Source organism: Herbiconiux sp. J20-20, assembly GCF_057365085.1.
This window is the reverse complement of record NZ_CP195122.1, coordinates 1024768-1047193: the sequence shown is the minus strand read 5'-3', so window position 1 is coordinate 1047193 and position 22426 is coordinate 1024768. Positions and strand designations below refer to the sequence as shown.

The window sequence follows — 22426 nt, the reverse complement described above, 5'->3', positions numbered from 1 at the left end:
CTCGGGGCATGACAGCTCGACACCGCAGCGCACCGCTCGTCGAGGCGCTTCTCGACGCCGTCGCGCTCGTTCTGCCGGTGGAGTGCGCCGGATGCGGCGTCACCGACCGCGAACTGTGCCGAGACTGCCGTGCGGCGCTGAGTCCGCGGCCCGTGCTGCTGCCCGGGGCGCTTCCCGTCGTCGCGGGGGCGAGCTACGCGCGGGAACTGCGCGCCGTCATCCTCGCGTTCAAAGATGGCGACCGACCGGGGCTCGCGCGGGCGCTCGCCCCGGTGTTCGCGGCGGCGCTCGAAGGCGCGCTGCGCGTGGCGCGTACCAGCGGAGACGACGACACCCTCGTGCTGTGCCCGATCCCGGCCAGCGCGGCAGCGCGGCGCCGTCGGGGGTTCCGGCCGGTCGAGCGGCTCGCACGGGCCGTCGGCGTGCGCGGCGAGCGGCTGCTCGTGTCGGCGCCCGGGACCCGACGCGGTGCGCAGAAGACGTTCGGGGTGAGTGAGCGGGCCGAGAACGCCCGCGGTGCCTTCCGCGCGACGGGGCGGGCGCGAGGGCGCCGCGTGGTGCTGCTCGACGACGTCGTCACCACCGGCGCCACGCTACGCGAGGCCGCTCGCGAGCTCGAGCGCGCGGGAGCGATCGTGGTCGCGGCGGCCGTGGTGGCAGCCACTCCGCGGCGCATTCCGAATCGAAAGGAGACACCCACCGAACTCCCACCGAGTCACTCGTGACAACCCGCGCGCACGGGACTACGGTGGGGCCAAAGGCGCTCAAACGCCTGACGGGAGAAGCGCCAAGCAAGACACGGGGCTCCCCCTGGTGCCCCGGTCTGAACGGGTTGCACGAGTCCGTGCGACCCGAGTGACAACTGACTGGAGGGTCCCATGGACATCACGATCACCGGCCGCGGAGTCGACGTTCCCGATCGATTCGAGGACTACGCGACGGAGAAGTCCGAGAAGATCGAGAAGCTCGCCGAGCGAGCCCTCGCCCTCGAGATCAAGCTGGTTCGCCACCACGAATCGCGGGGCCAGTCGGGCGATGATCGTGTGGAGCTCACCCTGATCGGCCCGGGACCGCTGGTGCGGGCCGAGGCAGCCGCGGCCGACAAGTACGCGGCATTCGACCTCGCGTTCGACAAGCTCGTCGAGCGCATCCGCCAGGCCAAGGACCGCAAGAAGGTCCACCGCGGCCAGCACCGCCCGCCGTCGATCCAGGAGGCGATGAGCTCCGGTCGCGTCGGCGATGTGGTGCCCGCCAGTGTGGCGACGCTCGAGCGCGTGGCGACGGGCGCCATCCCGACGGTCGAGAGCGACGAGACGGAGGACTGGAGTCCGGTGGTCATCCGCCGCAAGGTCTTCCCGGCCGAGCGGATGACCTCCGCCGACGCGCTGGACCGCATGGAGCTGGTCGGGCACGATTTCTTCCTCTTCATCGACGCCGAGACCGACCGGGCGAGCGTCGTGTACCGGCGCACCGGCTGGGACTACGGCGTGATCGCGCTCGACGAGGAGTCCGACAGCGCCGATGAGCTGGCGAAGGCGCGCGCGCGGCGGCGGTAGGTTTTCCGCCGCTCCGCACACAGCCGAGCCTCAGGCGCCCGCCGCACTACCATTGCTAGAGTTACGCGCTGGTAACGGCGGGCGCCGTCGTGCCCCGCACGAGGAGTGGAGTCATCCGTGGCAAATGTGCTGGAGAGAGTTCTCCGCGTCGGCGAGGGGCGCACGCTGCGTCGCCTCAAGAACTATGCCGAGGCGGTCAACCACCTCGAGGAGGCGTTCTCCGAGCTGACGGATGAAGAGCTCCGCAACGAGACGGCGGAGCTGCGCGAGCGCTACTCCGACGGCGAATCGCTCGACGATCTGCTCCCCGAGGCCTTCGCCGCCGTCCGCGAGGCGGCCAAGCGCACCCTCGGCTTCCGCGCCTTCGACGTGCAGGTGCAGGGTGGCGCGGCGCTGCACCTCGGCAACATCGCCGAGATGAAGACCGGTGAGGGCAAGACGCTCACCGCCGTCCTTCCCGCCTACCTCAACGCGATCACGTCGCGCGGCGTTCACATCATCACCGTGAACGACTACCTGGCCAGCTACCAGTCCGAGATCATGGGGCGCATCTTCCGCGCCCTCGGCATGACGACGGGCTGCATCCTGAGCGGCCAGACGCCGGAGCAGCGTCGCGAGCAGTACGCGGCCGACGTCACCTACGGCACCAACAACGAGTTCGGCTTCGACTACCTCCGCGACAACATGGCCTGGCAGGCGAGCGACATGGTCCAGCGCGGCCACCACTTCGCGATCGTCGATGAGGTCGACTCGATCCTGATCGACGAGGCGCGCACGCCGCTCATCATCTCGGGCCAGGCCTCGGGTGAGGCCAACCGCTGGTTCGGCGAGTTCGCCAACATCGCCAAGCGCCTCGTCGAGGGCGAGGACTACGAGGTCGACGAGAAGAAGCGCACCGTCGGCGTGCTCGAAGGCGGCATCGAGAAGGTCGAGGATTACCTCGGCATCGACAACCTCTACGAGTCGGCCAATACGCCGTTGATCTCGTTCCTCAACAACTCGATCAAGGCGAAGGCCCTGTTCAAGCGCGACAAGGACTACGTCGTGATGAACGGCGAGGTGCTCATCGTCGACGAGCACACCGGCCGCATCCTGGTCGGCCGTCGCTACAACGAGGGCATCCACCAGGCCATCGAGGCGAAGGAGGGCGTGCAGGTCAAGGCCGAGAACCAGACCCTCGCCACCGTCACGCTGCAGAACTACTTCCGGCTCTACTCGAAGCTCTCCGGCATGACCGGTACCGCCGAGACCGAGGCTGCCGAGTTCATGGCGACCTACAAGCTCGGCGTCGTCGCGATCGAGACCAACCGTCCGATGATCCGCAAGGACCAGGCGGATCTGGTCTACGCGAGCGAGACCGACAAGTTCGACCAGGTCGTCGAGGACATCGTCGAGCGCCACCGCGCCGGCCAGCCGGTGCTGGTGGGAACCACCAGCGTCGAGAAGAGCGAGTACCTCTCGCGACTGCTCGCCAAGCGCGGCGTGAAGCACGAGGTGCTCAACGCGAAGAACCACGCGCGCGAGGCCTCGATCATCGCCCAGGCCGGTCGACTCGGCGCGGTCACCGTCGCCACCAACATGGCCGGTCGCGGTACCGACATCATGCTCGGCGGCAACGCGGAGCACATCGCCGTCGCGCGGATGCACGACAAGGGCCTGAGCCCCATCGACACGCCCGACGAGTACGAGGCCGAGTGGGATGCCGTCTTCGAGACGGTCAAGAGCGAGGTCGAGGCCGAGGCCGAGAAGGTGCGCGAGGCGGGCGGGCTCTACGTGCTCGGCACCGAGCGCCACGAGTCGCGCCGCATCGACAACCAGCTGCGCGGTCGTTCCGGCCGTCAGGGCGACCCCGGTGAGAGCCGCTTCTACCTGTCGCTGCAGGACGACCTGATGCGCCTGTTCAACGCGGGCGCCGCCGAGGCGCTCATGGCCCGCGCGCCGAAGGGCACGGCCATCGAGTCGAAGACCGTGTCGCGGGCGATCCGGTCGGCGCAGTCGCAGGTCGAGAGTCGCAACGCCGAGATCCGCAAGAACGTCCTCAAGTACGACGACGTCCTCAACCGCCAGCGCGAGGCGATCTACGCCGACCGTCGGCACATCCTCGAGGGCGACGACCTGCACGAGCGGGTGCAGAGCTTCCTCAGCACCGTGCTCGACGAGGTCATCGACGAGTACACCGCCGAGGGCACGAGTGACGACTGGGATCTGGAGGCGCTCTGGACGGAGCTGAAGACCCTCTACCCGGTGTCGATCACGATCGACGAGGTTCTGAGCGAGGCCGGCAGCAAGGGCCGCCTGAGCGTCAAGGACCTCCGCGCCGAGATCATGTCGGATGTGACCCTCGCCTACCAGCGCCGCGAGGAGCAGCTCGGCTCACCCGCGATGCGCGAGCTGGAGCGCCGCGTGGTGCTGAGCGTCATCGACCGCCGCTGGCGTGACCACCTCTACGAGATGGACTACCTGAAGGACGGCATCGGCCTGCGGGCGATGGCCCAGCGCGATCCGCTCGTCGAGTACCAGCGCGAAGGCTTCTCGCTCTACCAGAACATGATGGGTCAGATCCGCGAGGAGTCGGTCGGCTTCCTGTTCAACCTCGAGGTCGAGGTGACCTCGGCCGACGGAACGGCGCGTGTCGCCGCGAAGGGACTCGGCGGCCAGGCGGCCCCGCCGCAGGGGCTCCAGTACTCGGCGCCGACCGCCGACGGCGAGGTCGAGGTGCGCAACCAGCGCGGACAGCTGCAGCAGGCCGCCACGGCGCGGGCGCAGCAGCAGCAGGCAGCGGCCGCGCAGCCCGCGCGTCCTCCGCAGGCTCCGCAGCAGGCGGCCCCCGCGGCGCCCGCGCAGCGGGGAGCCTTCGGGCAGCGCACCGAGGGCGGTCAGGGCGCGGATGCTCCGCTCAACCGCGCTCAGCGCCGCGCCCAGGACAAGCGCCGCTAGAGCACGTGGATGGCGCTCGCGCGCCAGCGGTGGTCCAGGCCTTCGAGCCGGATCGCCACGGCGCGCGTGCGCGCCCGTCCGCGCACGATCACGGTGGCTTCGATGACGCCGTCGCGCGGTTCGCAGATGCGCGTGCCGCCGATCGCGAAGGTCGGCCGGACCGCCGTCTCGCCGCGGGCCTGTCGCGCGCGCGTCGAGAGCACGACCCGCTTCAGCAGGTGGCGGTAGACGTCGTCGGTGACCCAGCGCGCGATCTGCTCGAGCTCACGGGCGCCCGCGAGGATCTCGACGACGCAGCGCGTCAGGTTCTCGAGCAGCGGGCCGGGGTCGGGCAGGGCCGTGGTCGGCGTCGGCTGGCGACCGAAGAAGTCCTCGGGGTCGAATCGCATGCGCGCGGCGCGGGAGGCTGCGTCGGAGGGCAGGTGATCGGTCGCGAGATCGCTCATCGTCGGTGACTCCCCGGGGGATCGGAGCAGGAGTTGACCCCCATCCGGGGGTAGCCACACTCAATCACGCGCCTGTCGCCATGTCTAGAGTTTTTGTCGATTGTGGATAACCGGCGTCATCTCCCGGGTGCGCGGTTAGCGTCTCGCCATGCGCTGGGACCGACTCTTCGACGACCTCGAGTCGCAGCTGGAGCACGAGCTCGATGCCGAAGAGACCGACCTGGTGGCGGAAGAGGGGCGGCTCCGCCTCGCGCGGCTGACGCTGCGCGACCGCATGCTCGCCATGGCCGAGCCCGAGCGGGCCGACCGCGAGCCGCTCGTCCTCGAGCTGATGACCGGCGCCGTCTGCGTGCTGCGTGCGAGCGTGCTCGGCCGTGACTGGATCGCCGGCGACCTCGTCGCCGATGCCGGACCACGCGCCGCCGCCGTGATCCCCCTGACGGCGATCGTCGCCCTGCGCCCGAGTGCCACCCAGCTGGTGCGGGGTCTGGAGGCCGAACCGGTCGCGGTGCCGACCGCGTCGCTGTCGGCACGCCTCGGGCTCGCCTTCGTGGCGCGCGACCTCTGCCGTCGCCGTGTTCCCGTGGAGATCGTGACCACGCGCGGTTCGCACTTCGGCACTCTCGATCGCGTCGCGCGCGATCACCTCGACCTCGCCGAGCACGAGCCGGGTGAGCCGCGACGGGCTTCCGCGGTGCGCGGGGTTCGGCTCGTGCCGTTCGGCCAGCTCGCCGCGATCCGCTACTGAGTGCGTTCGGGAGCGAAGAGCTCGGCGACGTCGGCGAAGTTCGCCTGGCGCCAGCGGGCGAGGTGCCGCGACTCCTCGTACTTGGCGGCGATGTAGCTGTCGAGCATCGCCCGCTCGACTCGCCAAGCTCCTCGCGCGCCGATCTGAATCGCCGGCAGTTCGCCCGAGCGCACGAGCGAATAGGCCTGGCGCGGCGAGATGTTGAGGACTTCGGCGGTGTCCGCGAGGGTCAGAAAACGACCCAGGTCAGGGGTGTCGGACGTCGTCATGCCTCGATTATCGTGCGCCGCCCCCGGCCCGGACGGTGATGTGGATAAGTCGCCGCGATGACGGAAACGAGCGGTCAGCATGGCACCGTCCGATCCGCGTCGATCTTCTGGAGAGGAGCCGCGATGTCGAGCCTGACTCGCCGCCGTGCCGCCGACCCGCGGCTGTTCATCGGTCTCGCCCTCGTGATCGCGTCGGTGCTGGGGGTCGTCGGGATCGTGTCGGCGTTCGACCAGCGTTCGAGCGTCTACGCGGCGACCGCGACCCTGCAGCCGGGTGATCGCATTCTGGAGGCCGACCTCGTGGAGCGGCGCGTCGACCTCGACGGCGGCGAGGGGCTGTATCTCGCGGTCGGTCAGCTTCCCGAGCAGGGATTGGTCGTCACCGAGTCCATTCGCGCGGGGGAGCTGGTGAGCGTCTCGGCCCTCGGCGACGCGAGTGCAATCGGGTCGACGGCGCTCGTGCTGACGCTCGCAACACCGGTCAGCCGATCCTTGGAGCCCGGGAGTCGGGTCGATGTCTGGATGGCCGCGGCCGTCACCGACGGCCGGGCGGCGCCGCCTGCGGTGCTGGTCGCGGATGCGGTGCTCGTCGAGGTGCGCGAGAGCGACGGATTCGTCGCGTCGGAGCAGGGAGCGACCGTGGAGGTGCTCGTGCCGCGGGCGCGCGTCGCGCGCATCCTGCAGGCGATCGCGGACGAGGTGGAGCTCGCGGTGGTTCCCGCGGGCCTGGCCTGGACGGCACCGTGAGCGAGCCGGTTGAGCCGCACCCCCGCGGCGGGGTGGCGCTGTGTCTTCCGCTCGACGACGAGCAGCGACTCGAGGCGAGCGCGCGGCGGCACGGGGTGCGGGTGGTCGCGCGCTGCTCGGGTGCGAGCGAACTGGCAGCGCGCCTCCCCGCGCTGCGACCGGACGCGGTCGTGGCTGCGGCGCAGCCGCAGTACCTCGACGCGACGCTCGTGGCCGCGTGCGACGAGCACGGAGCGAAGCTGATCGTCGTGGCGCTCACGCGGGACGAGCAGCGGCTCGCCGCCGAGCTCGGCGTCATCGACACGCTCGCGGAGCCGTTCGAGTGGGATGCACCCGCCGGTCCGGCTCCCGCGGAGGTCGCCGCCGAGGCTCCCGCGACCGCGACCGCGACCGCGACGGCGCCCGCGGCCACGCGTGGCGAGGTGATCGCGGTGTGGGGGCCCGCGGGAGCGCCGGGCCGCACCAGCATCGCGGTGGCGCTCGCGGCCGAGCTCGCCGTGCGCGGCGGCGTCGTCGGTCTCGCCGACGCCGACACGCACGCCGCAGCCATCGCGCCCTCGCTCGGACTCCTCGACGAGGCTCCGGGGTTCGCGGCCGCGTGTCGTCTTGCCGGAAACGACGCCCTCACCCGCGACGAGTTCGAACGGGTCGCCGAATGGGTTCCGCTGTCGCGCGGCGGCATGTCGGTGCTGACCGGCCTCGGCCGCGCGACGCGCTGGCCCGAGCTGACCGCGGAGCGGGTGACGGCGACGATCATGGCCGCGCGCTCCTGGGTGTCGACGCTCGTGCTCGACACCGCTGCGAGCCTCGAGCACGACGAGGAGATCTCCAGCGACCTGCAGGCCCCGCGACGCAACGCGGCGGCGCTCGCGGCGGTGCGCGCCGCCGACCGGGTGCTCCTCGTCGGTGCGGCCGATGCGATCGGTCTCGCGCGACTGGTGCGTGCACAGCTGGAGCTCCTCGAGCACGTGCCGCCGGAGCGCGTCACGGTCGTCGTCAACAAGGTGCGCGCCAGCGCGATCGGTGTCAACCCGGGGGCGCAGATCCGGCAGTCGCTCGCGCGCTTCGCCGGGATCGACGACCCGGTGCTGATCCCGTGGGATCCGCGCGGCTTCGATGCGGCGCTGCTGTCGGGCCGGCCGCTCGGCGAGGTGGCGCCGCGCTCGGCGGCGCGTGCCGCCCTCGGGGCGCTGGTCGACGACCGCATCCTCGACTCCGCCGCGACGCGTCCCGGTCGGCGCGGATTATTCACCCGGGAGAGGCGACTAGCCTGAGAGCATGTCGACGCTCACCGACCTCGTTCAGGCTCAGGGACGATCGTCCGAGGCGGACGCCGAGTGGCTGCAGCTTCTCGTCGGCGACGGTCAGCTGATCGCCGACCTGGCCTTCGCCGACGTCGTCGTCTGGGTGCCGACCGAAGACGACGGCTTCCTCGCGGTCGCGCACTCGCGCCCGAGCTCGGCGGCGACCATCTTCTACCGGGACATCGTCGGGCAGCAGATCAAGCCCGAGTGGCGCGCTCAGGTGACCGAGGCCTTCACCACCGGCAAGATCGTCGACACCGCGAACCCCGACTGGTACGAGGAGACGCCCACGCGCGTGCGCGCGGTGCCGGTGCTTCGGCGCCTGTCGCCGTCGGGTGCCCAGACGACCGAGCATCCGATCGCGGTGCTGACGCGGCACAGCAACCTCAGCGAGGCGCGCACGCCGGGTCGTCAGGAGCTGACCTTCAACCAGTGCGCCAACGACCTGCTCGGCATGATCGCCTCGGGGGACTTCCCCGACCTGGCCGCCCCGTCCGGCCCGCGCCGTGGCGCCCCGCGCGCCGCCGATGGCCTGATCCGGCTCGACCCGGGCGGCATCGTCACCTTCGCCAGCCCCAACGCGCTCTCGGCGTTCAACCGGGCCGGGTTCTCGGGCGAGCTCGAGGGGGAGTCGCTGGCGGACGTCACCACCCAGATCCTTGCCGGCCGCCTCGAGGTGGACGAGTCTCTGCCGCTCGTCGTGACCGGTCGCGCCCCGTGGCGGGCCGACATCGAGGCGCGCGGCGTCACCGTGACCCTGCGCACCATCCCGATCCGCGACCGGGGAACCCGCACCGGCGCGATCGTGCTGGTGCGCGACGTGACCGAGGTGCGGCACCAGGAGCAGGAGCTGATCACCAAGGACGCGACGATTCGCGAGATCCACCATCGGGTCAAGAACAATCTGCAGACGGTGGCGAGCCTGCTGCGCATCCAAGCGCGGCGCGCGCACAGCGACGCCTCGCGCGAGGCGCTCACCCAGGCGATGCGGCGCGTCGCGGCGATCGCGGTGGTGCACGACACGCTCTCCGGCGGGCTCGACCAGAACGTCGACTTCGACGACGTGTTCGATCGGGTGCTGCAGCTCGTGGCCGAGGTGGCCTCGACCCACAACACGACGGTACGCCCGAAGAAGACCGGCTCCTTCGGCATCCTGCCGAGCGAGTACGCGACGCCGCTGTCGCTGGCGCTCACCGAGCTGGTGACGAACGCGGTCGAGCACGGCCTGGCCGGCCGCGACGGCGAGGTCGAGATCTCGGCCCGTCGTCAGGACGGCGAGCTGAGCGTGCGGGTGCGCGACGACGGCGTCGGCCTGGCCGAGGGCAAGGTCGGCGCGGGGCTCGGCACGCAGATTGTGCGCACGCTGATTCAGGGGGAGCTGGGCGGCACCATCGACTGGCACACGCTCGAAGGGGAGGGGACCGAGGTGACGATCAAGGTTCCCCTGCAGTGGCTGCGCGCGGAGCGCTAGCCGGTGCGGCGGGAAAGCGCCTCAGGAGGCGCGGCGGGCGCGCGCGGCGCGACGCTTCAGGGCGCGGCGCTCGTCTTCGCTGAGGCCGCCCCAGACGCCCGAGTCCTGGTTGGTCTCGAGGGCGTACTGCAGGCACATCTCGGTCACCGTGCATCGACCGCACACCGCCTTCGCCTTGTCGATCTGGTCGACGGCGGGTCCGGTGTTGCCGACCGGGAAGAACAGTTCCGGGTCAACGGTCAGACAGGCGGCTTTGTCACGCCAATCCATAGTGGTGCTCCTTCGAGATGGTGCTGGACGCGGTCGCACCGCGGAACTCCGAGGAGAACCGCGCGCGCGCGGTCGAGAGTGACCGAAAAGGCAATGGGGTGTGGGATTTCGGGACTCGCCAACCTCGATGTCGGCGTCACATCAACCGTGGACAAGGTTTACACAGATGTAACGTGGAATCAATAGTTTTGAATGGGATGACCCTGTGAGTTCTCGACCTCGTCCGGCCGCCGTCTGGACCCTTCTGTCTATCCTCCTTGCGGAGTTCGCGCTCGTGGCCGGCTACACCGTGTTCCTGGTGTTCGAACTGCTCGTCGATCGACCGGACTCCCTGTCGTCGGCGATCGCCCTCACGGTGGTCGTGGCGATCGCCGCGATCTGGGTCGGCGCGATCGTCGTCGGCATGTGGCGCGGCGCCGGGTGGAGTCGTTCGGCGGCGCTCGTCTGGCAGGTGCTGCAGTTCGCGGTCGGGGTCGGCGCCCTGCAGGGCGTGTTCGCGCAGCCGGGCTGGGGCTGGCCCCTCGTGCTCGGCTCCGCGCTCGGCTTCCTGCTGCTGATGTCGCCCGTGACGGGTCGCTGGCTGGCGCCGCGAGACTAGACGCCTGCCGCGCTAGGCGGCGAGACCGAGCTTCTTGCGGAGCATGTTCACGTGCCCCGTGGCCTTGACGTTGTAGAGCGCGAGCTCGATGACGCCCGCCTCGTCGAGCACGAAGGTCGAGCGGATCGCCCCGGTGACCGTCTTGCCGTAGAGCTGCTTTTCGCCGAAGGTGCCGTACAGGTCGTGCACGGCGTGGTCGGGGTCGCTCAGCAGCGGGAAGGTGAGGTGCTCCTCGCGGGCGAAGCGCTCCAGCTTGGCGACCGCATCCCGGGAGATCCCGATCACTCGGTAGCCGGCCCCGGCAAGCTCGCCGAGGCTGTCGCGGAAGTCGCAGGCCTGGGTCGTGCAGCCCGGGGTCATGGCCTCGCCATAGAAGTACAGGATCGTCTTCTGCCCGCGCAGGTCGCTCAGGGTGACGCTCGCGCCCTCGTGATCGGTCAGCGTGAAGTCGGGGGCGAGGGTTCCGGGTTCGAGGCGGAGCGGAGCGGTCACGGGGGCCTTTCGGTGCGGGCAGACGGCGCGTTCGCGAGGCCGTCCTGGAGGTGCTATCGTAGTCCCTCGGTCCGGTCTTTCCGGATCGCGCACCTCTAGCTCAATTGGCAGAGCAACTGACTCTTAATCAGTGGGTTCCGGGTTCAAGTCCCGGGGGGTGTACGGAAAACCCCGGCTATCTCTCGCCAGATGCCGGGGTTTTTTGCTGTCGGGACGCGGGCCGAGACCCGCGCGGTCAGCGGGCGCTGGCCAGGAATGCGGCGATGGACGCGGCGATCGCCGCGCGCACCTCCGCATCCGTCGTTGTCGCCTCGCCGTCGCCCGGCTGCTCGCCGTAGTCGCCGAACTGGGCGTGGGTCGCACCGGGGATCTCCACGAACTCGGTGTCGGCCGGCAGCAGGTCTGCGGCGTCGGCGATCTTCTCGGCGGTGCTCAGCCCGTCGTTCTCGCCGGCGAGGCTCAGCACGTCGAGGCCGGAGTCCGCGAGGTCGCTCGCGCAGTACGAGCCGAACAGGATGAGCCCCGCCACCTCGTCGAGGCCGTCGGCCGCGTACTGGCAGGCGCGCACGCCGCCGAGCGAATGTCCGCCGAGGTACCAGGTGTCGACCGTGGGGGCGCTCGCGGTGAGCACGTCCAGGTCGCGCGTCTCGAGAATCGCGAAGTTCAGCGGCACCTCGGCGATGACCACGGTGATGCCGTCGTCGGCGAGGGCGGAGAGCTTCGACTCGTAGGCGGCCGGCGCCACGCGCGCGCCGGGCAGGAACACCAGGCCGATGCCGGACGGCTCCGCGGGGTCGAGCACGATGACGCCGTCGCCGTCGATCACGGTGAGCGACGGGTCCGCCGCGACCGCGGCGAGCGGTTCGGGCTCGGCGGGCATCGGGTTGGCGGCCCAGACGATGGCTCCGCCGAGGGCGGCGATGCCAAGCGCGAGGGCGATCAGACCGGTGCGGCGCACGAGGCGGCGAACCCGGGGGGCGCGCGTATCGGAAGTCACGCTCGCACTCTACGGGGCGACGGCGGGGCTAGCCCCAGGCGCTCGCCGGCGCGGTCACGACCGGCACCTCGACGTAGCTCCAATGCGCGCCATCGTTGTAGTGCCCGGTCGCCCAGGGGCCGAACCAGATCTCGTTCTCGATCTCGGCGGCGGAGGCGCCGCGTTCGAAGGCGGCGCGCATCCCCGCGTAGCCGGCGTAGGTGGTCAGCGCGTTGGCGACATCCTGCGCGGCGTCCACGAGGTCGGGGTTGCCGCCGAGGAAGGTTCCGCCGTCGGCACCCCAGCCGTTGTTGAGCGGGTTGTTGCGCAGCCACCAGTTGTCGACGTAGTTCTCCTGGCGCATCCAGCGCGTGATGACGGTGACGCTGTCCTCGGTGACCGGGAAGTCGGCGAACAGCAGCACCATCGTCGCCCAGTCGTAGTTGGTGCCGCTCGCCTTCAGCGTCTCGATGCCCGGGGTCGCGTCGTAGCTGTCGCGCACGATCTCCGGCGTCTCGACGGTCGACGGCACGGTGAGCGACTGGCCCCAGCGGTCGTTGTACGCGGCGATGAGCTGCGCATCGGTGGCGGGGGCGGGCGGCGCGTTCACGACGATCATCGCCAGGCCGAGGATGGCGGCGACGGGCGCCAGCAGCAGGGGCAGGCGGAAGCGCGTGCGCGGGGCGTGCCGCTGCACGCGCGCGACGTAGTGGGGGCGAAAGAAGGTGGCCATAGGCGAAGGGTGGTCGCGCTCACGGCGAGTGCGAACTGGGCGACGCTAGCAACCGACGCTGGGATGTGTCTGGGGTTTCGCTGTGCCCTCGTCGCCCCCGCGTCTGCGCGCTCGCGACGCCGGGGCTAGTACTCGTCGAGCTCGTGCTCGCGGCTCGCCTCGACGACGGTGCCGACGGCGATCGCGACCGAGATGGCCCAGCTGATCCACATCAGGATCAGACGCCAGTCGCGCGGGCCCTCCTTGGTCTGCTTGGCGATGCCCACAGCACCGAAGACCGAGCTCAACACGCTCGTGTTGAAGAGGAACTTGCGCATCGACGCCTCCTGACTGTTACTCCACGCTATCGCGCATCGCTGCCGGGCGGGGGCGTGAGCGTCGAACTCGTCTCATCGGCGCGGCGTCGACCGAAGCGCGGGGAAGCTCCAGCCAGCAGCGGCTCGCGCGTCGCGTGCTCTTGACCGACATGGTGCTTCGCGAACGCGACGGTCTCGATCAGCTGCGCGAGACGCTTGGCGTCGCTCGTCGACTTCGCGGGCTTCACCTCGGCGACCACCGATCCCGCCCAGCCGCTCGTGGCGAGCCACGCGAGCGTCTCGGCGACCGGCTGCGTTCCGCGGCCGGGAAGCAGGTGCTCGTCGAAGACGGTGCCGTCCTCGACCGATCCGCGTCCGTCGCAGAGGTGGAGGTGACGCAGTCGGTCGCCCATTGCCATCGCGATCTCGAGCGAGTCGCGTCCGGCCAGCGAGGCGTGCGAGAAGTCGAGAGTCATGGCGTCGACGTCGAGGTCGAGCGGGTCGGGGCTCGGCGCGTAGGCGGTGAGCTGTCGGCCCGCGATCTTCCACGGGAACATGTTCTCGACCGCGATCTCCACGCCCGCCTCGGCGGCGGTGCTGCGCACGATCCGCTCGAAGTCGGTGGCGTAGTCGGACTGCCAGCGGAACGGCGGGTGCACGACCACGCTCGGCGCGCCCAGTGTCGCCGCGAGCTCCGCCGAGCGCTGCAGCTTCACCGCGGGGTTCCGGCCCCAGACGAACGGGGTCAGCAGCAGCACGGGGGCGTGAATCGACAGGATCGGAAGCTCGTACCGCTCGCTCAGAGCACGGAGGGCGGAGCCATCCCGCGTGACGGAGTCGCTCGTGACCATGACCTCGATGCCGTCGAAGCCCGCAAGCCGGGCCAGGCGGAATGCCTGCTCGACGCCGAGAGGGAACACGCACGAAGTGCTCATTCCGATGGCGATCATGGCGGCACGCTATCGAGCCAACATGTCGTGGATGTGTCGCTCATGCGAAGGTTTTCGTCACTCGCCCACCCACCGGACCCGGGGAGTTCTCGGCTTTGGCGCAGGGGCCGGCTGATACCGTATCGGCATGGACGATGAACTGTATTCCTTTGTTGTCGTCTCGAATCGTCTCCCCGTCGACCGCGTCGTCGACGAGTCGGGTGCGACGACCTGGAGGCAGTCTCCCGGCGGTCTGGTCACGGCGCTCGAGCCGGTGATGCGCGCCGCCGACGGCGCGTGGGTCGGCTGGGCCGGTCAGCCGGATCTGGAGCTGGCCCCCTTCGACAACGACGGAATCCGCATCGTGCCGGTTCCGCTGTCGGTGACGGACATCGAGCTCTACTACGAGGGCTTCAGCAACGACACGATCTGGCCGCTGTACCACGACGTCATCGCGCAGCCGAGCTATCACCGCGAGTGGTGGGACCGCTACGTGCACGTCAACCGCCGGTTCGCCGAGGCGACCGCCGCGGTGTCGGCGGAGGGGGCGACGGTCTGGGTGCAGGATTACCAGCTCCAGCTCGTTCCTCGCATGCTGCGCGAGCTGCGCCCCGATCTCACGATCGGCTTCTTCAACCACATTCCGTTCCCCGCATACGGCATCTACTCGCAGCTGCCGTGGCGGCGCCAGATCATCGAAGGCCTGCTCGGCGCCGATGTGATCGGATTCCAGCGCGTCGCCGACGCCGGGAACTTCACCCGGGCAGTGCGTCGGCTCTTCGCCTACAAGACGAGTTCGACGTCGATCGAGGTGCCGCGCACCGACGACGGCGAGAAGCGCCAGGTGATCGCGAAGGCCTTCCCGATCTCGATCGATGCGAAGTCGTTCGAAGAACTCGCCCAGCGCCCCGAGGTGCAGGCGCGGGCCGCGCAGATCCGCAGTGATCTGGGCAACCCGACGACGATCATGCTCGGCGTCGACCGGCTCGACTACACCAAGGGCATTCGGCACCGGATGAAGGCCTTCGGCGAGCTGCTCAGCGAGCAGCGCATGACCGTGGAGGATGTCGCCCTGGTGCAGGTGGCGAGCCCGAGCCGCGAGCGCGTCGAGGCCTACATGCAGCTGCGCGACGAGATCGAGTTGATGGTCGGGCGCATCAACGGAGACTTCGGCACGATCAGCCACCAGCCGATTCACTACCTGTACCACGGGTATCCGCGTGAGGAGATGGCGGCGCTCTACCTCGCCGCTGACATCATGCTGGTCACCGCGCTGCGCGACGGCATGAACCTGGTGGCGAAGGAGTACGTCGCCGCCCGCAAGGACGAAGACGGCGTGCTGGTGCTCAGCGAGTTCGCCGGCGCCGCCGATGAGCTGAAGAGCGCGCTGCTGGTCAACCCGCACGACATCGAGGGACTGAAGGACACGATCATCCGCGCCGCCGCGATGCCGCGGGCGGACCGTCGCAAGCGGATGCGCGCCATGCGGCGTCGCGTCAACGAGAACGACGTCGCCAACTGGTCGGCGAAGTTCCTGCGCGTGCTCGAGGCGACGAAGGGGCGCGACGCCGCCGACGCGGCCCCGGAGCAGGTCGCGGCATCGTGAGCGCCGAGGTTCCCCCCGCTCTGCGTGACGCCCTGCGCGCGATCGCCGGGGTGCCCCGACTGCTGGTGGCGCTCGACTTCGATGGCACCCTCGCGCCCGAGGTCGACTCTCCCGAGGATGCCCGGGCGATTCCGGCGGCGCAGGCCGCCGTCGACCGACTGCTGGCTCTGCCGGAGACCCGGGTCGCCTTCATCTCCGGCCGCGCCTTGGAGAGCCTTCAGCACGTGACCGGCGCCACGTCCGAGACGCTGCTTGTCGGCTCGCACGGGGTCGAGTACCGGCTCGACGCTGACGGCGACGGCGACCCGCTCGAACCGCACGAGCTGGAGCGTGTCCAGGTGCTCCACGAGGTGCTTGAGGGCGTCGTCGCCGACATCGATCAGGTCTGGCTGGAGCACAAACCGGCCGGATTTGCGGTGCACAGCAGACTCGCGTCGGCCGAGGACGCCGAGCGCGCGCAGCGCGAGACGCGTGCGCGAGCGGAGGAGCGCCTCGACGGGCTCACGGTTCGCGGCGGCAAGAACGTGCTCGAGTTCTCGGTGCGCTCGGCCAACAAGGGCGAGGCGGTCGAGCACCTCCGTCGGTACACGCACGCCGACGCCGTATTCTTCGCCGGCGATGACGTCACCGACGAGGACGCCTTCCGCGTGCTCGGCCCCGGTGACCTCGGGCTGAAGAGCGGCGCGGGCGAGACCGCGGCGAGCTTCCGGGTCGGCGGCCCCGACGAGGTCGCGCGCGTGCTCGACGAGCTCGCGACCCTGCGAAGCGCGGTCGGAGGGTGACCGCAGTGGCTGTGCGCTTCTTCTCAGGCTCCTCTCAGTAATCTGGAATCCGGCGGCGCGGAAGGGACGGGATGCTCTCCATCTTTCTCGCGTTCATCGTCGCCGCTGTCCTGCTGCCCGGCCTGGCGCGCTGGATCGGTCGGGGAGTCTTTCCGCTCGCGGCACTCGTGGCCGCCGCCGGATTCGCGCAGGCGCTCGTGCACGCCCCCGAGGTCGCCGACGGCCGGGTGTTCGTCGAATCGACGATCTGGATCGACCAGCTCGACCTGAGCGCCTCGTTCGTGATGGATCCGCTGGGCCTTCTGCTCGCGCTCGTCGTGACCGGAGTCGGCGCGCTCGTGCTGCTCTATTGCACGCGCTACTTCCGCGGTGACGATGCCCGCATCGGGGCGTTCGCGGGAACGTTCATGGCGTTCGCCGGGGCCATGTACGGTCTCGTCCTGGCCGACGACGTCTACCTGCTCTTCATCTTCTGGGAGGCGACCAGCGTCTTCTCCTACCTGCTCATCGGCCACTCGCACCAGAAGCGGGCGAGTCGAAGCGGCGCCCTGCAGGCCCTGCTGGTGACGACGCTCGGCGGGCTCGTGATGCTCGTCGGCTTCGTGCTGCTGGTGGCGGAGGGCGGCACCACCTCGCTGCGCGAACTGATCGCCGCGGCGCCGAGCGGTCCCGTCGTGACCGTCGCGATGATGCTCGTGCTGGTCGGCGCGCTCTCGAAGTCGGCGATCTTCCCGTTCCACTTCTGGCTGCCCGGCGCGATGGCCGCCCCGACCCCGGTGAGCGCGTACCTGCACGCCGCGGCGATGGTGAAGGCGGGCATCTACCTGGTGCTGCGCCTCGGCCCGGGCTTCGCGTCGACTCCCGGGTGGAGCGAGGTGCTCGTCACGCTCGGGCTCGTCACCCTGCTGCTCGGCGGCATTCAGGCGCTGCGGCAGACCGACCTCAAGCAGGTGCTCGCGCACGGCACGGTCAGCCAGCTCGGCATGCTCATCGTGATCGCCGGCTTCGGCACGGCCGAGGCGGCGCTCGCCGGCATCGTGCTGCTGCTGGCGCATGCGCTGTTCAAGTCGGCGCTGTTCCTCATCGTCGGCATCGTCGACCACCGCATGGGCACCCGCGACCTGCGCGAGATCACGGGGCTGGGGCGCCGCGCACCGGTCCTCGCCGCCGCCGCGATCATCGCGGTCGCCTCGATGGCCGGGCTGCCGCCGCTGTTCGGCTTCGTGGCCAAGGAGGCCGTGTTCGCGGCCGTCCTCGAGGTCGCCGAGGCCGGGGACCCGGCGGCGTGGCTCGTGCTCGCCGGGCTCGTCGCCGGGGCGGTGCTGACCCTCGCCTACGGCTTCCGCTTCGTCTGGGGCGCGTTCGCCGACAAGCGGCCCGAGCAGCTCGTCTCGCGCGAGACCGGCGCGCTCCGCACGATGCGCGCGCCGAGCAGGTCGGAGCTCGGCTTCATGCTCGCGCCCGCGGTCGTGCTCGTGGCGATCACCGCCGCGCTCGGCCCGTTCGCCGCGATCCTCGACCCGCTCGCGACGGCGAGCATCGCGGGCTACGCGGATGCCGCCGAGGCGCCGCACGTCGAGTTCTGGCACGGCGTCGGACTCGCGCTCGCGGCCTCCGGTGTCAGCATCGCGCTCGGTCTCGGCCTCGCCGCCCTGCTGCGACGGCGGGAGGAGCGCGAACCCCGGGCTCCGCTCGCCGAGCGGGTGTACCGCGCCGTCGTCGGCGCGACCGACCGCGTCGCGGCATGGCTCACGGCGCAGCTGCAGCGCGGGTCGCTGCCGTTCTATCTCGGCGTGATCTACCTGGTGGTGGCGCTCGCGCTCGTCGGGGCGCTGCTGGGCGTCGAATCGTGGACGCAGAACTGGGAGCTCGCACAGGGGCCGGTTCAGTTCGCCGCCGGCCTCGTCATGGTCGTCGGCGCGATCGCGGCGGCGCGCGCGCAGAAGCGCTTCGCCGGCGCGATCCTCGTCGGCGTCACCGGCACCGGAATGGCCGCCATCTTCGCGACGCAGGGCGCACCGGATCTGGCCCTCACGCAGCTTCTCGTCGAGGTCGTCACCCTCGTCGCATTCGTGCTGGTGCTGCGCCGACTGCCGGCGCGCCTCGGTGAGCACAACGGCAGCACCAACCGGCTCCCGCGCGCGCTGCTCGGGGTGACGGTGGGACTCGCGATGGCCGCGCTCGCGATCGTCGCCACCGGCGTGCGCGTCGACGAGCCCATCTCACTCGCCTGGCCCGAACTCGCCTATGTGCAAGGTCACGGGCGCAACGTCGTCAACGTGGCCCTGGTCGACATCCGGGCCTGGGACACGCTGGGCGAACTGTCGGTCGTGATCGCCGCCGCGACCGGTGTCGCCAGCCTCATCTTCGTCAGCTCGCGCCGCGACGACCTGCCGCGCGTGGGGCGGCGGGCCGCGCGCGCCTCGATCCGCAAGCGCCGCTTGCAGCAGGAGGAGCCGCTGCACGTGCCGGTCGCCCGCGGTTCGTGGCTGCTGGCGGGGCGCACGCTCTCGCCGGAGAACCGCTCGATCCTGCTGGAAGTGGTCGTCCGGCTCATCTTCCACGCGCTCATCGTCGTCTCGGTGTACCTGCTGCTGGTGGGGCACAACGCCCCCGGCGGCGGGTTCGCGGGAGGCCTCGTCGTCGGCCTCGCGCTCACCGCGCGCTACCTCGCGGGCGGTCGCCGCGAGCTGGGGGCTGCCGCGCCGTTCGATGCGGGCGTCATCCTCGGGGTCGGCCTGCTCACCGCGTCCGCCACCGCGGTCATCCCGCTGTTCTTCGGCGTCGACGCGCTCACCTCGACGTGGGTGACCCTGTCGCTCGGCGTGTTCGGCGAGATCGACCTGGTCACCTCGATGTTCTTCGACATCGGCGTGTACCTCGTCGTCGTCGGGCTCGCCCTCGACGTGCTGCGCAGCCTCGGCGCCGAGGTCGACCGGCAGAGCGAGGACGCCGAGGCGGGGACGGCAAGCCGACGCGCGTCCGGGGAGGTATCGGTATGAGCGTCTCACTCGTGCTGCTCGTGGTCATGGCCGTGCTCTACGCCTGCGGCGTGTACCTGCTGCTGGAGCGGAGCATGACGCGCGTGCTGTTCGGCTTCCTGCTGGTCGGCAACGCGACGAATCTGCTCATCCTGATCGTCGCCGGGCGCCCGGGCGCCGCGCCGATCTACGACGAGGAGAGCACCGAGGCGATGAGCGACCCGCTTCCGCAGGCGCTCATCCTCACCGCGATCGTGATCACCTTCGCCGTCTCGGCGTTCCTGCTCGCGCTCATCTACCGGTCGTGGCTGCTCTCCCGCGCCGACACGCTCTCCGACGACGCCGACGACCTGGCGATGCGCGCCGGCACCGCCTCGACGGCGGGAGAGCAGACCGAGTACGGCGAGGATGTCGCGAGCGAGTCCAGCGAGTTCGGCGAAGGCGACGCCGAGACCCCGCCGGCCACCGAGGCGGAGGTGACGCGATGAACGCCCCCGTGGCGCTGGTGCCCCTCGTGGTGCTGCTCCCGCTGATCGGCGCCGGAGCCGCGCTCGCCCTCGGTCGCCGTGCCCGGGCGCAGCGCGTGCTCGCCGTGGCCGCGCTGGTCGGCATGCTCGCCGTGAGCATCGTCATGCTCGTCGCGGCCGACACCGGCGGACCGCTCGTGATGGAGGTCGGGGGCTGGGCGGCGCCGTACGGCATCGTCCTCGTCGTGGACCGGCTCGCCGCACTGCTGCTCGCGATCTCGGCCATCGTGCTGCTCGCGGTCCTGCTGTTCTCCGTCGGACAGGGTCTCGCCGACGGCGACGCCGAGACCCCCGTCACGATCTACTATCCGACCTATCTGATCCTGGCCGCGGGAGTCGCGATCGCCTTCATCGCCGGCGACCTGTTCAACCTCTACGTCGGCTTCGAGGTGCTGCTGGTCTCCAGCTACGTGCTCATCACCATCGGCGGCACCACGGAGCGCATCCGCGCCGGCACCACCTACATCGTCGTCAGCCTGGTCTCCTCGGCGCTGTTCCTCGGCTCGATCGCGATGATCTACGGGGCGACCGGCACCGTCAACATGGCGCAGATCGCCGACCGGCTCGACACGATCCCCACCGACGTGCAGATCCTCCTGCACGTGATGCTGCTGCTCGGCTTCGGCATCAAGGCCGCCGTGTTCCCGCTGTCGTTCTGGCTGCCCGACTCCTACCCGACGGCGCCCGCGCCCGTCACCGCCGTGTTCGCCGGATTGCTGACCAAGGTCGGCGTCTACGCCATCATCCGCACCGAGACGCTGCTGTTCCCGGGGCCCGAGCTGAACCCGCTTCTCCTGACCGTCGCGACGATCACCATGGTGGTGGGTGTGCTCGGCGCCGTCGCGCAGAGCGACATCAAGCGGCTGCTGAGCTTCACGCTCGTGAGCCACATCGGCTACATGATCCTCGGCATCGGGCTCGGAACCGTCGCCGGAACGACGGCGACGATCTACTACGTCGTGCACCACATCGTCGTGCAGACCACGCTGTTCCTCGCCGCGGGACTCATCGAGCGACTGGCTGGCAGCACCTCGCTGCCGAAGCTCGGGGGACTGCTCGCGATCTCGCCGTTGGTCGCCGGCATCTTCCTGATCCCCGCGCTGAACCTCGGCGGCATCCCGCCGTTCTCCGGATTCCTCGGCAAGATCGGCCTGTTCACCGCGGCCGTCGAGGCGGGCGAGCCGCTCGCGCTCGTCGGGGTGGCGGCGGGCGCGCTTGTCTCGCTGCTCACCCTGTACGCGCTCATCCGCGTCTGGAACGCCGCGTTCTGGCGTCCCGCGCCGGAGGGCGCCGCGGCGCCGGTCGACGAGCAGTCCGCTCCGACCGGCGCGGTCATCACGGCGCCGGTCGCCACCACGACCCCGCGCATCATGACCGGCGTCACGATCGCGATGGTCGGCGTGGGGCTCGCGCTCACCGTCTTCGCCGGACCGCTCTACGACCTGAGCGAGCGGGCCGGACAGAACCTCGAAGGCGACTTCTATCAGGACGCCGTCTTCCCGGAGGGTCTCGATGAGTGAGCCTGAGGAGATGACCCCACACACCGTGACCCGCAGGGCGGTGCGGTTCCGGCTGCTGCAGCAGCTTCCGCTGCTCGTCACGCTCGTGGTGCTCTGGATGCTGCTGTGGGGCACCGTGTCGTGGCTCAGCCTGGTCAGCGGCGTTCTCGTCGCGGTCGCCGCCACCCAGTTCTTCTACCTGCCGCCGGTCGAGCTCTCGGGGCGCTTCAACCCGTTCTGGCTGATCGTGTTCCTCGCCCACTTCGGCGCCGAGCTGTTCGTGGCTTCCTTCGCCGTCGCCGCGCGGGCCTTCGGGCCGCCGATCCGCAGCAACGCGATCATCGAAGTGGATCTGCGCTCGCACTCCGACTTCGTCGTCACCCTGACCGCCACCGCGATCTCGCTCGTGCCCGGCTCGCTCGTGATCGAGATCGACCGCGACCGCGCGGCGCTGTTCGTGCACGTGCTCGGGGCGCGCACCGAACGCGACCTCGACCGGGCGCGCCGGACCGTGCTCGACACCGAGGCGCGACTCGTGCGCGCCGTCGGATCGCGCGACGACCTGGAGAGGTGCCGAGCATCATGACTGTTCTCATCACCATCGCGGGCGTGATCTTCTCCCTCTCCGCCGTCCTCGCCGTGATCCGGGTCGTCCTCGGCCCGACGGTGCTCGACCGCATGATCGCGGCCGACGTGCTGCTGACCATCGTGCTGCTGGTCGTGGGCGCCGAGATGGTCGTCTCGGGTCACACCCGCAACCTCGTCGTCATGCTCGTCATCGCCGTCTCGGCGAGCATCGCCACGATCGCCGTCTCGCGCTTCGTGTCGCAGCGTCCCGTCGAAACGCAGCCCGCCGACCAGCCGGAGGTCGACCGATGATCGATCTCGACCTCATCCTCGACCTCGCGGCGGGCGTCTGCCTCGTGCTCGCCTCGCTGCTCTCGCTCGGCGCCGCCGTCGGTCTGCTGCGGTTCCCCGACTCGCTGAGCCGGCTGCACGCCGGCACCAAGCCGCAGATCCTCGGCCTGATCCTGGTGATCATCGCCATCGCGCTCGCCACCCGCACCTGGGCGACGCTGCTCGCGCTCGTGCCGATCGCGATCTTCCAGCTCTTCACGGCGCCGGTGGCGGCGCACATGATCGGTCGCGCGGGCTACCGAACCAAGAACGTGCGACGTGACCTGCTGATGCGCGACGAGCTCGTCGACGACGTCTCGCGGGCCGAGGAGCGGGAGTCGCGCGAAGGCTCCTGAGTCCGC

24 protein-coding genes and 1 tRNA gene are annotated in these 22426 nt (G+C 70.5%); 17 read left to right on the top strand and 8 right to left on the bottom strand.

The features are described from left to right. Window positions 1-8: 8 nt before the first annotated feature. The 3 genes from ACR3ZA_RS05095 to secA all read left to right on the top strand — a co-directional run bounded on the left by ACR3ZA_RS05095 (window position 9) and on the right by secA (window position 4493). A complete protein-coding gene (locus ACR3ZA_RS05095) occupies window positions 9-725 on the top strand; it encodes a phosphoribosyltransferase family protein (RefSeq protein ID WP_473660769.1) in 717 nt (238 codons plus the stop codon). Between the two features lie 153 nt (window positions 726-878). After that, on the top strand, window positions 879-1556 hold the full coding sequence (gene hpf / locus ACR3ZA_RS05090; RefSeq protein ID WP_473660767.1) for a ribosome hibernation-promoting factor, HPF/YfiA family: 678 nt from the start codon (window positions 879-881) through the stop codon (window positions 1554-1556). A 117-nt stretch (window positions 1557-1673) separates the two neighbouring features. After that, entirely contained in the window at window positions 1674-4493 is a 2820-nt protein-coding gene (gene secA, locus ACR3ZA_RS05085) for a preprotein translocase subunit SecA (protein ID WP_473660765.1), read from the top strand. Here secA and ACR3ZA_RS05080 read toward each other — a convergent pair. Next, window positions 4490-4939, bottom strand: a complete 450-nt coding sequence (locus tag ACR3ZA_RS05080) for an Rv3235 family protein (RefSeq protein WP_473660764.1) — start codon at window positions 4937-4939, stop codon at window positions 4490-4492. The two genes, secA and ACR3ZA_RS05080, sit on opposite strands and share 4 nt — an antisense overlap. 148 nt (window positions 4940-5087) lie before the next feature. On the opposite strand from ACR3ZA_RS05080, the gene ACR3ZA_RS05075 reads away from it, so the two are divergent. Then, window positions 5088-5687: a hypothetical protein gene (locus ACR3ZA_RS05075; protein WP_473660762.1), complete on the top strand. Its 600-nt coding sequence runs from the start codon at window positions 5088-5090 to the stop codon at window positions 5685-5687. Here ACR3ZA_RS05075 and ACR3ZA_RS05070 read toward each other — a convergent pair. Beyond that, the gene (locus ACR3ZA_RS05070) at window positions 5681-5956 is read right to left on the bottom strand and encodes a helix-turn-helix domain-containing protein (protein ID WP_473660761.1); all 276 of its coding nucleotides are present in this window, start codon (window positions 5954-5956) and stop codon (window positions 5681-5683) included. The two genes, ACR3ZA_RS05075 and ACR3ZA_RS05070, sit on opposite strands and share 7 nt — an antisense overlap. Window positions 5957-6079: 123 nt before the next feature. Here ACR3ZA_RS05070 and ACR3ZA_RS05065 point away from each other — a divergent pair, with 123 nt between their 5' ends. From ACR3ZA_RS05065 to ACR3ZA_RS05055, 3 genes are read left to right on the top strand one after another with little or no spacing between them, the layout of a single operon-like run. Then, complete coding sequence (locus ACR3ZA_RS05065; RefSeq protein ID WP_473660759.1) at window positions 6080-6703, top strand: CpaB family protein; 624 nt, start codon at window positions 6080-6082, stop codon at window positions 6701-6703. Next, entirely contained in the window at window positions 6700-7977 is a 1278-nt protein-coding gene (locus tag ACR3ZA_RS05060; protein WP_473660755.1) for a CpaE/TadZ family protein, read from the top strand. The genes ACR3ZA_RS05065 and ACR3ZA_RS05060 overlap by 4 nt, the downstream gene beginning before the upstream one ends. A gap of 4 nt (window positions 7978-7981) precedes the next feature. Beyond that, the gene (locus ACR3ZA_RS05055; RefSeq protein WP_473660753.1) at window positions 7982-9478 is read left to right on the top strand and encodes a histidine kinase N-terminal domain-containing protein; all 1497 of its coding nucleotides are present in this window, start codon (window positions 7982-7984) and stop codon (window positions 9476-9478) included. Between the two features lie 21 nt (window positions 9479-9499). On the opposite strand, the gene ACR3ZA_RS05050 is transcribed toward ACR3ZA_RS05055, so the two are convergent. Then, window positions 9500-9748 carry a WhiB family transcriptional regulator gene (locus ACR3ZA_RS05050; protein ID WP_294179310.1) on the bottom strand — a complete coding sequence of 83 codons (249 nt, stop codon included), beginning with the start codon at window positions 9746-9748 and terminating at the stop codon, window positions 9500-9502. A 205-nt stretch (window positions 9749-9953) separates the two neighbouring features. Between ACR3ZA_RS05050 and ACR3ZA_RS05045 the strand changes: the two genes are divergently transcribed. Beyond that, on the top strand, window positions 9954-10346 hold the full coding sequence (locus tag ACR3ZA_RS05045) for a hypothetical protein (RefSeq protein WP_473660751.1): 393 nt from the start codon (window positions 9954-9956) through the stop codon (window positions 10344-10346). A 12-nt stretch (window positions 10347-10358) separates the two neighbouring features. Here ACR3ZA_RS05045 and bcp read toward each other — a convergent pair whose 3' ends face one another. Continuing rightward, entirely contained in the window at window positions 10359-10838 is a 480-nt protein-coding gene (gene bcp, locus ACR3ZA_RS05040; protein WP_473660748.1) for a thioredoxin-dependent thiol peroxidase, read from the bottom strand. A gap of 89 nt (window positions 10839-10927) precedes the next feature. Between bcp and ACR3ZA_RS05035 the strand changes: the two genes are divergently transcribed. Continuing rightward, window positions 10928-11000: transfer RNA gene (locus ACR3ZA_RS05035), tRNA-Lys, on the top strand. Between the two features lie 73 nt (window positions 11001-11073). Here ACR3ZA_RS05035 and ACR3ZA_RS05030 read toward each other — a convergent pair. From ACR3ZA_RS05030 to ACR3ZA_RS05015, 4 genes are all read right to left on the bottom strand, one after another. Further along, the gene (locus tag ACR3ZA_RS05030; protein WP_473660746.1) at window positions 11074-11835 is read right to left on the bottom strand and encodes an alpha/beta hydrolase; all 762 of its coding nucleotides are present in this window, start codon (window positions 11833-11835) and stop codon (window positions 11074-11076) included. Between the two features lie 28 nt (window positions 11836-11863). Next, window positions 11864-12547 carry a hypothetical protein gene (locus ACR3ZA_RS05025; RefSeq protein ID WP_473660743.1) on the bottom strand — a complete coding sequence of 228 codons (684 nt, stop codon included), beginning with the start codon at window positions 12545-12547 and terminating at the stop codon, window positions 11864-11866. 125 nt (window positions 12548-12672) lie between these two features. Beyond that, window positions 12673-12864, bottom strand: coding sequence for a hypothetical protein (locus ACR3ZA_RS05020; protein ID WP_473660740.1), 192 nt, complete (start codon window positions 12862-12864; stop codon window positions 12673-12675). Window positions 12865-12890: 26 nt separating this feature from the next. Then, on the bottom strand, window positions 12891-13793 hold the full coding sequence (locus ACR3ZA_RS05015) for a TIM barrel protein (RefSeq protein ID WP_473660739.1): 903 nt from the start codon (window positions 13791-13793) through the stop codon (window positions 12891-12893). Window positions 13794-13920: 127 nt separating this feature from the next. Between ACR3ZA_RS05015 and otsA the strand changes: the two genes are divergently transcribed. The 8 genes from otsA to mnhG all read left to right on the top strand — a co-directional run bounded on the left by otsA (window position 13921) and on the right by mnhG (window position 22420). Further along, complete coding sequence (otsA, locus tag ACR3ZA_RS05010; RefSeq protein ID WP_473660737.1) at window positions 13921-15378, top strand: alpha,alpha-trehalose-phosphate synthase (UDP-forming); 1458 nt, start codon at window positions 13921-13923, stop codon at window positions 15376-15378. Then, on the top strand, window positions 15375-16160 hold the full coding sequence (otsB, locus tag ACR3ZA_RS05005; RefSeq protein WP_473660735.1) for a trehalose-phosphatase: 786 nt from the start codon (window positions 15375-15377) through the stop codon (window positions 16158-16160). Before otsA ends, otsB begins: the two co-directional genes overlap by 4 nt. Before the next feature lie 71 nt (window positions 16161-16231). Beyond that, a complete protein-coding gene (locus ACR3ZA_RS05000) occupies window positions 16232-19162 on the top strand; it encodes a Na+/H+ antiporter subunit A (RefSeq protein ID WP_473660733.1) in 2931 nt (976 codons plus the stop codon). Further along, window positions 19159-19629 (top strand): Na(+)/H(+) antiporter subunit C, encoded by a 471-nt coding sequence (locus ACR3ZA_RS04995; protein WP_473660732.1) that lies wholly within the window; start codon window positions 19159-19161, stop codon window positions 19627-19629. The genes ACR3ZA_RS05000 and ACR3ZA_RS04995 overlap by 4 nt, the downstream gene beginning before the upstream one ends. Beyond that, window positions 19626-21188 (top strand): Na+/H+ antiporter subunit D, encoded by a 1563-nt coding sequence (locus tag ACR3ZA_RS04990; protein ID WP_473660729.1) that lies wholly within the window; start codon window positions 19626-19628, stop codon window positions 21186-21188. Before ACR3ZA_RS04995 ends, ACR3ZA_RS04990 begins: the two co-directional genes overlap by 4 nt. 10 nt (window positions 21189-21198) lie before the next feature. After that, window positions 21199-21753, top strand: a complete 555-nt coding sequence (locus ACR3ZA_RS04985) for a Na+/H+ antiporter subunit E (protein ID WP_473660728.1) — start codon at window positions 21199-21201, stop codon at window positions 21751-21753. Beyond that, a complete protein-coding gene (locus ACR3ZA_RS04980) occupies window positions 21750-22046 on the top strand; it encodes a monovalent cation/H+ antiporter complex subunit F (RefSeq protein ID WP_473660727.1) in 297 nt (98 codons plus the stop codon). Before ACR3ZA_RS04985 ends, ACR3ZA_RS04980 begins: the two co-directional genes overlap by 4 nt. After that, window positions 22043-22420: a monovalent cation/H(+) antiporter subunit G gene (gene mnhG, locus ACR3ZA_RS04975; RefSeq protein WP_473660726.1), complete on the top strand. Its 378-nt coding sequence runs from the start codon at window positions 22043-22045 to the stop codon at window positions 22418-22420. Before ACR3ZA_RS04980 ends, mnhG begins: the two co-directional genes overlap by 4 nt. Window positions 22421-22426: the final 6 nt, after the last annotated feature.

Coding starts and splice junctions, on each gene's coding strand:
- ACR3ZA_RS05095 (WP_473660769.1), top strand. CDS start 9: ATGACAGCTCGACACCGCAGCGCACCGCTCGTCGAGGCGCTTCTCGAC.
- hpf (WP_473660767.1), top strand. CDS start 879: ATGGACATCACGATCACCGGCCGCGGAGTCGACGTTCCCGATCGATTC.
- ACR3ZA_RS05080 (WP_473660764.1), bottom strand. CDS start 4,939: ATGAGCGATCTCGCGACCGATCACCTGCCCTCCGACGCAGCCTCCCGC.
- ACR3ZA_RS05075 (WP_473660762.1), top strand. CDS start 5,088: ATGCGCTGGGACCGACTCTTCGACGACCTCGAGTCGCAGCTGGAGCAC.
- ACR3ZA_RS05070 (WP_473660761.1), bottom strand. CDS start 5,956: ATGACGACGTCCGACACCCCTGACCTGGGTCGTTTTCTGACCCTCGCG.
- ACR3ZA_RS05065 (WP_473660759.1), top strand. CDS start 6,080: ATGTCGAGCCTGACTCGCCGCCGTGCCGCCGACCCGCGGCTGTTCATC.
- ACR3ZA_RS05055 (WP_473660753.1), top strand. CDS start 7,982: ATGTCGACGCTCACCGACCTCGTTCAGGCTCAGGGACGATCGTCCGAG.
- ACR3ZA_RS05050 (WP_294179310.1), bottom strand. CDS start 9,748: ATGGATTGGCGTGACAAAGCCGCCTGTCTGACCGTTGACCCGGAACTG.
- ACR3ZA_RS05025 (WP_473660743.1), bottom strand. CDS start 12,547: ATGGCCACCTTCTTTCGCCCCCACTACGTCGCGCGCGTGCAGCGGCAC.
- ACR3ZA_RS05020 (WP_473660740.1), bottom strand. CDS start 12,864: ATGCGCAAGTTCCTCTTCAACACGAGCGTGTTGAGCTCGGTCTTCGGT.
- ACR3ZA_RS05015 (WP_473660739.1), bottom strand. CDS start 13,793: ATGATCGCCATCGGAATGAGCACTTCGTGCGTGTTCCCTCTCGGCGTC.
- otsA (WP_473660737.1), top strand. CDS start 13,921: ATGGACGATGAACTGTATTCCTTTGTTGTCGTCTCGAATCGTCTCCCC.
- ACR3ZA_RS05000 (WP_473660733.1), top strand. CDS start 16,232: ATGCTCTCCATCTTTCTCGCGTTCATCGTCGCCGCTGTCCTGCTGCCC.
- ACR3ZA_RS04995 (WP_473660732.1), top strand. CDS start 19,159: ATGAGCGTCTCACTCGTGCTGCTCGTGGTCATGGCCGTGCTCTACGCC.
- ACR3ZA_RS04990 (WP_473660729.1), top strand. CDS start 19,626: ATGAACGCCCCCGTGGCGCTGGTGCCCCTCGTGGTGCTGCTCCCGCTG.
- ACR3ZA_RS04985 (WP_473660728.1), top strand. CDS start 21,199: ATGACCCCACACACCGTGACCCGCAGGGCGGTGCGGTTCCGGCTGCTG.
- ACR3ZA_RS04980 (WP_473660727.1), top strand. CDS start 21,750: ATGACTGTTCTCATCACCATCGCGGGCGTGATCTTCTCCCTCTCCGCC.
- mnhG (WP_473660726.1), top strand. CDS start 22,043: ATGATCGATCTCGACCTCATCCTCGACCTCGCGGCGGGCGTCTGCCTC.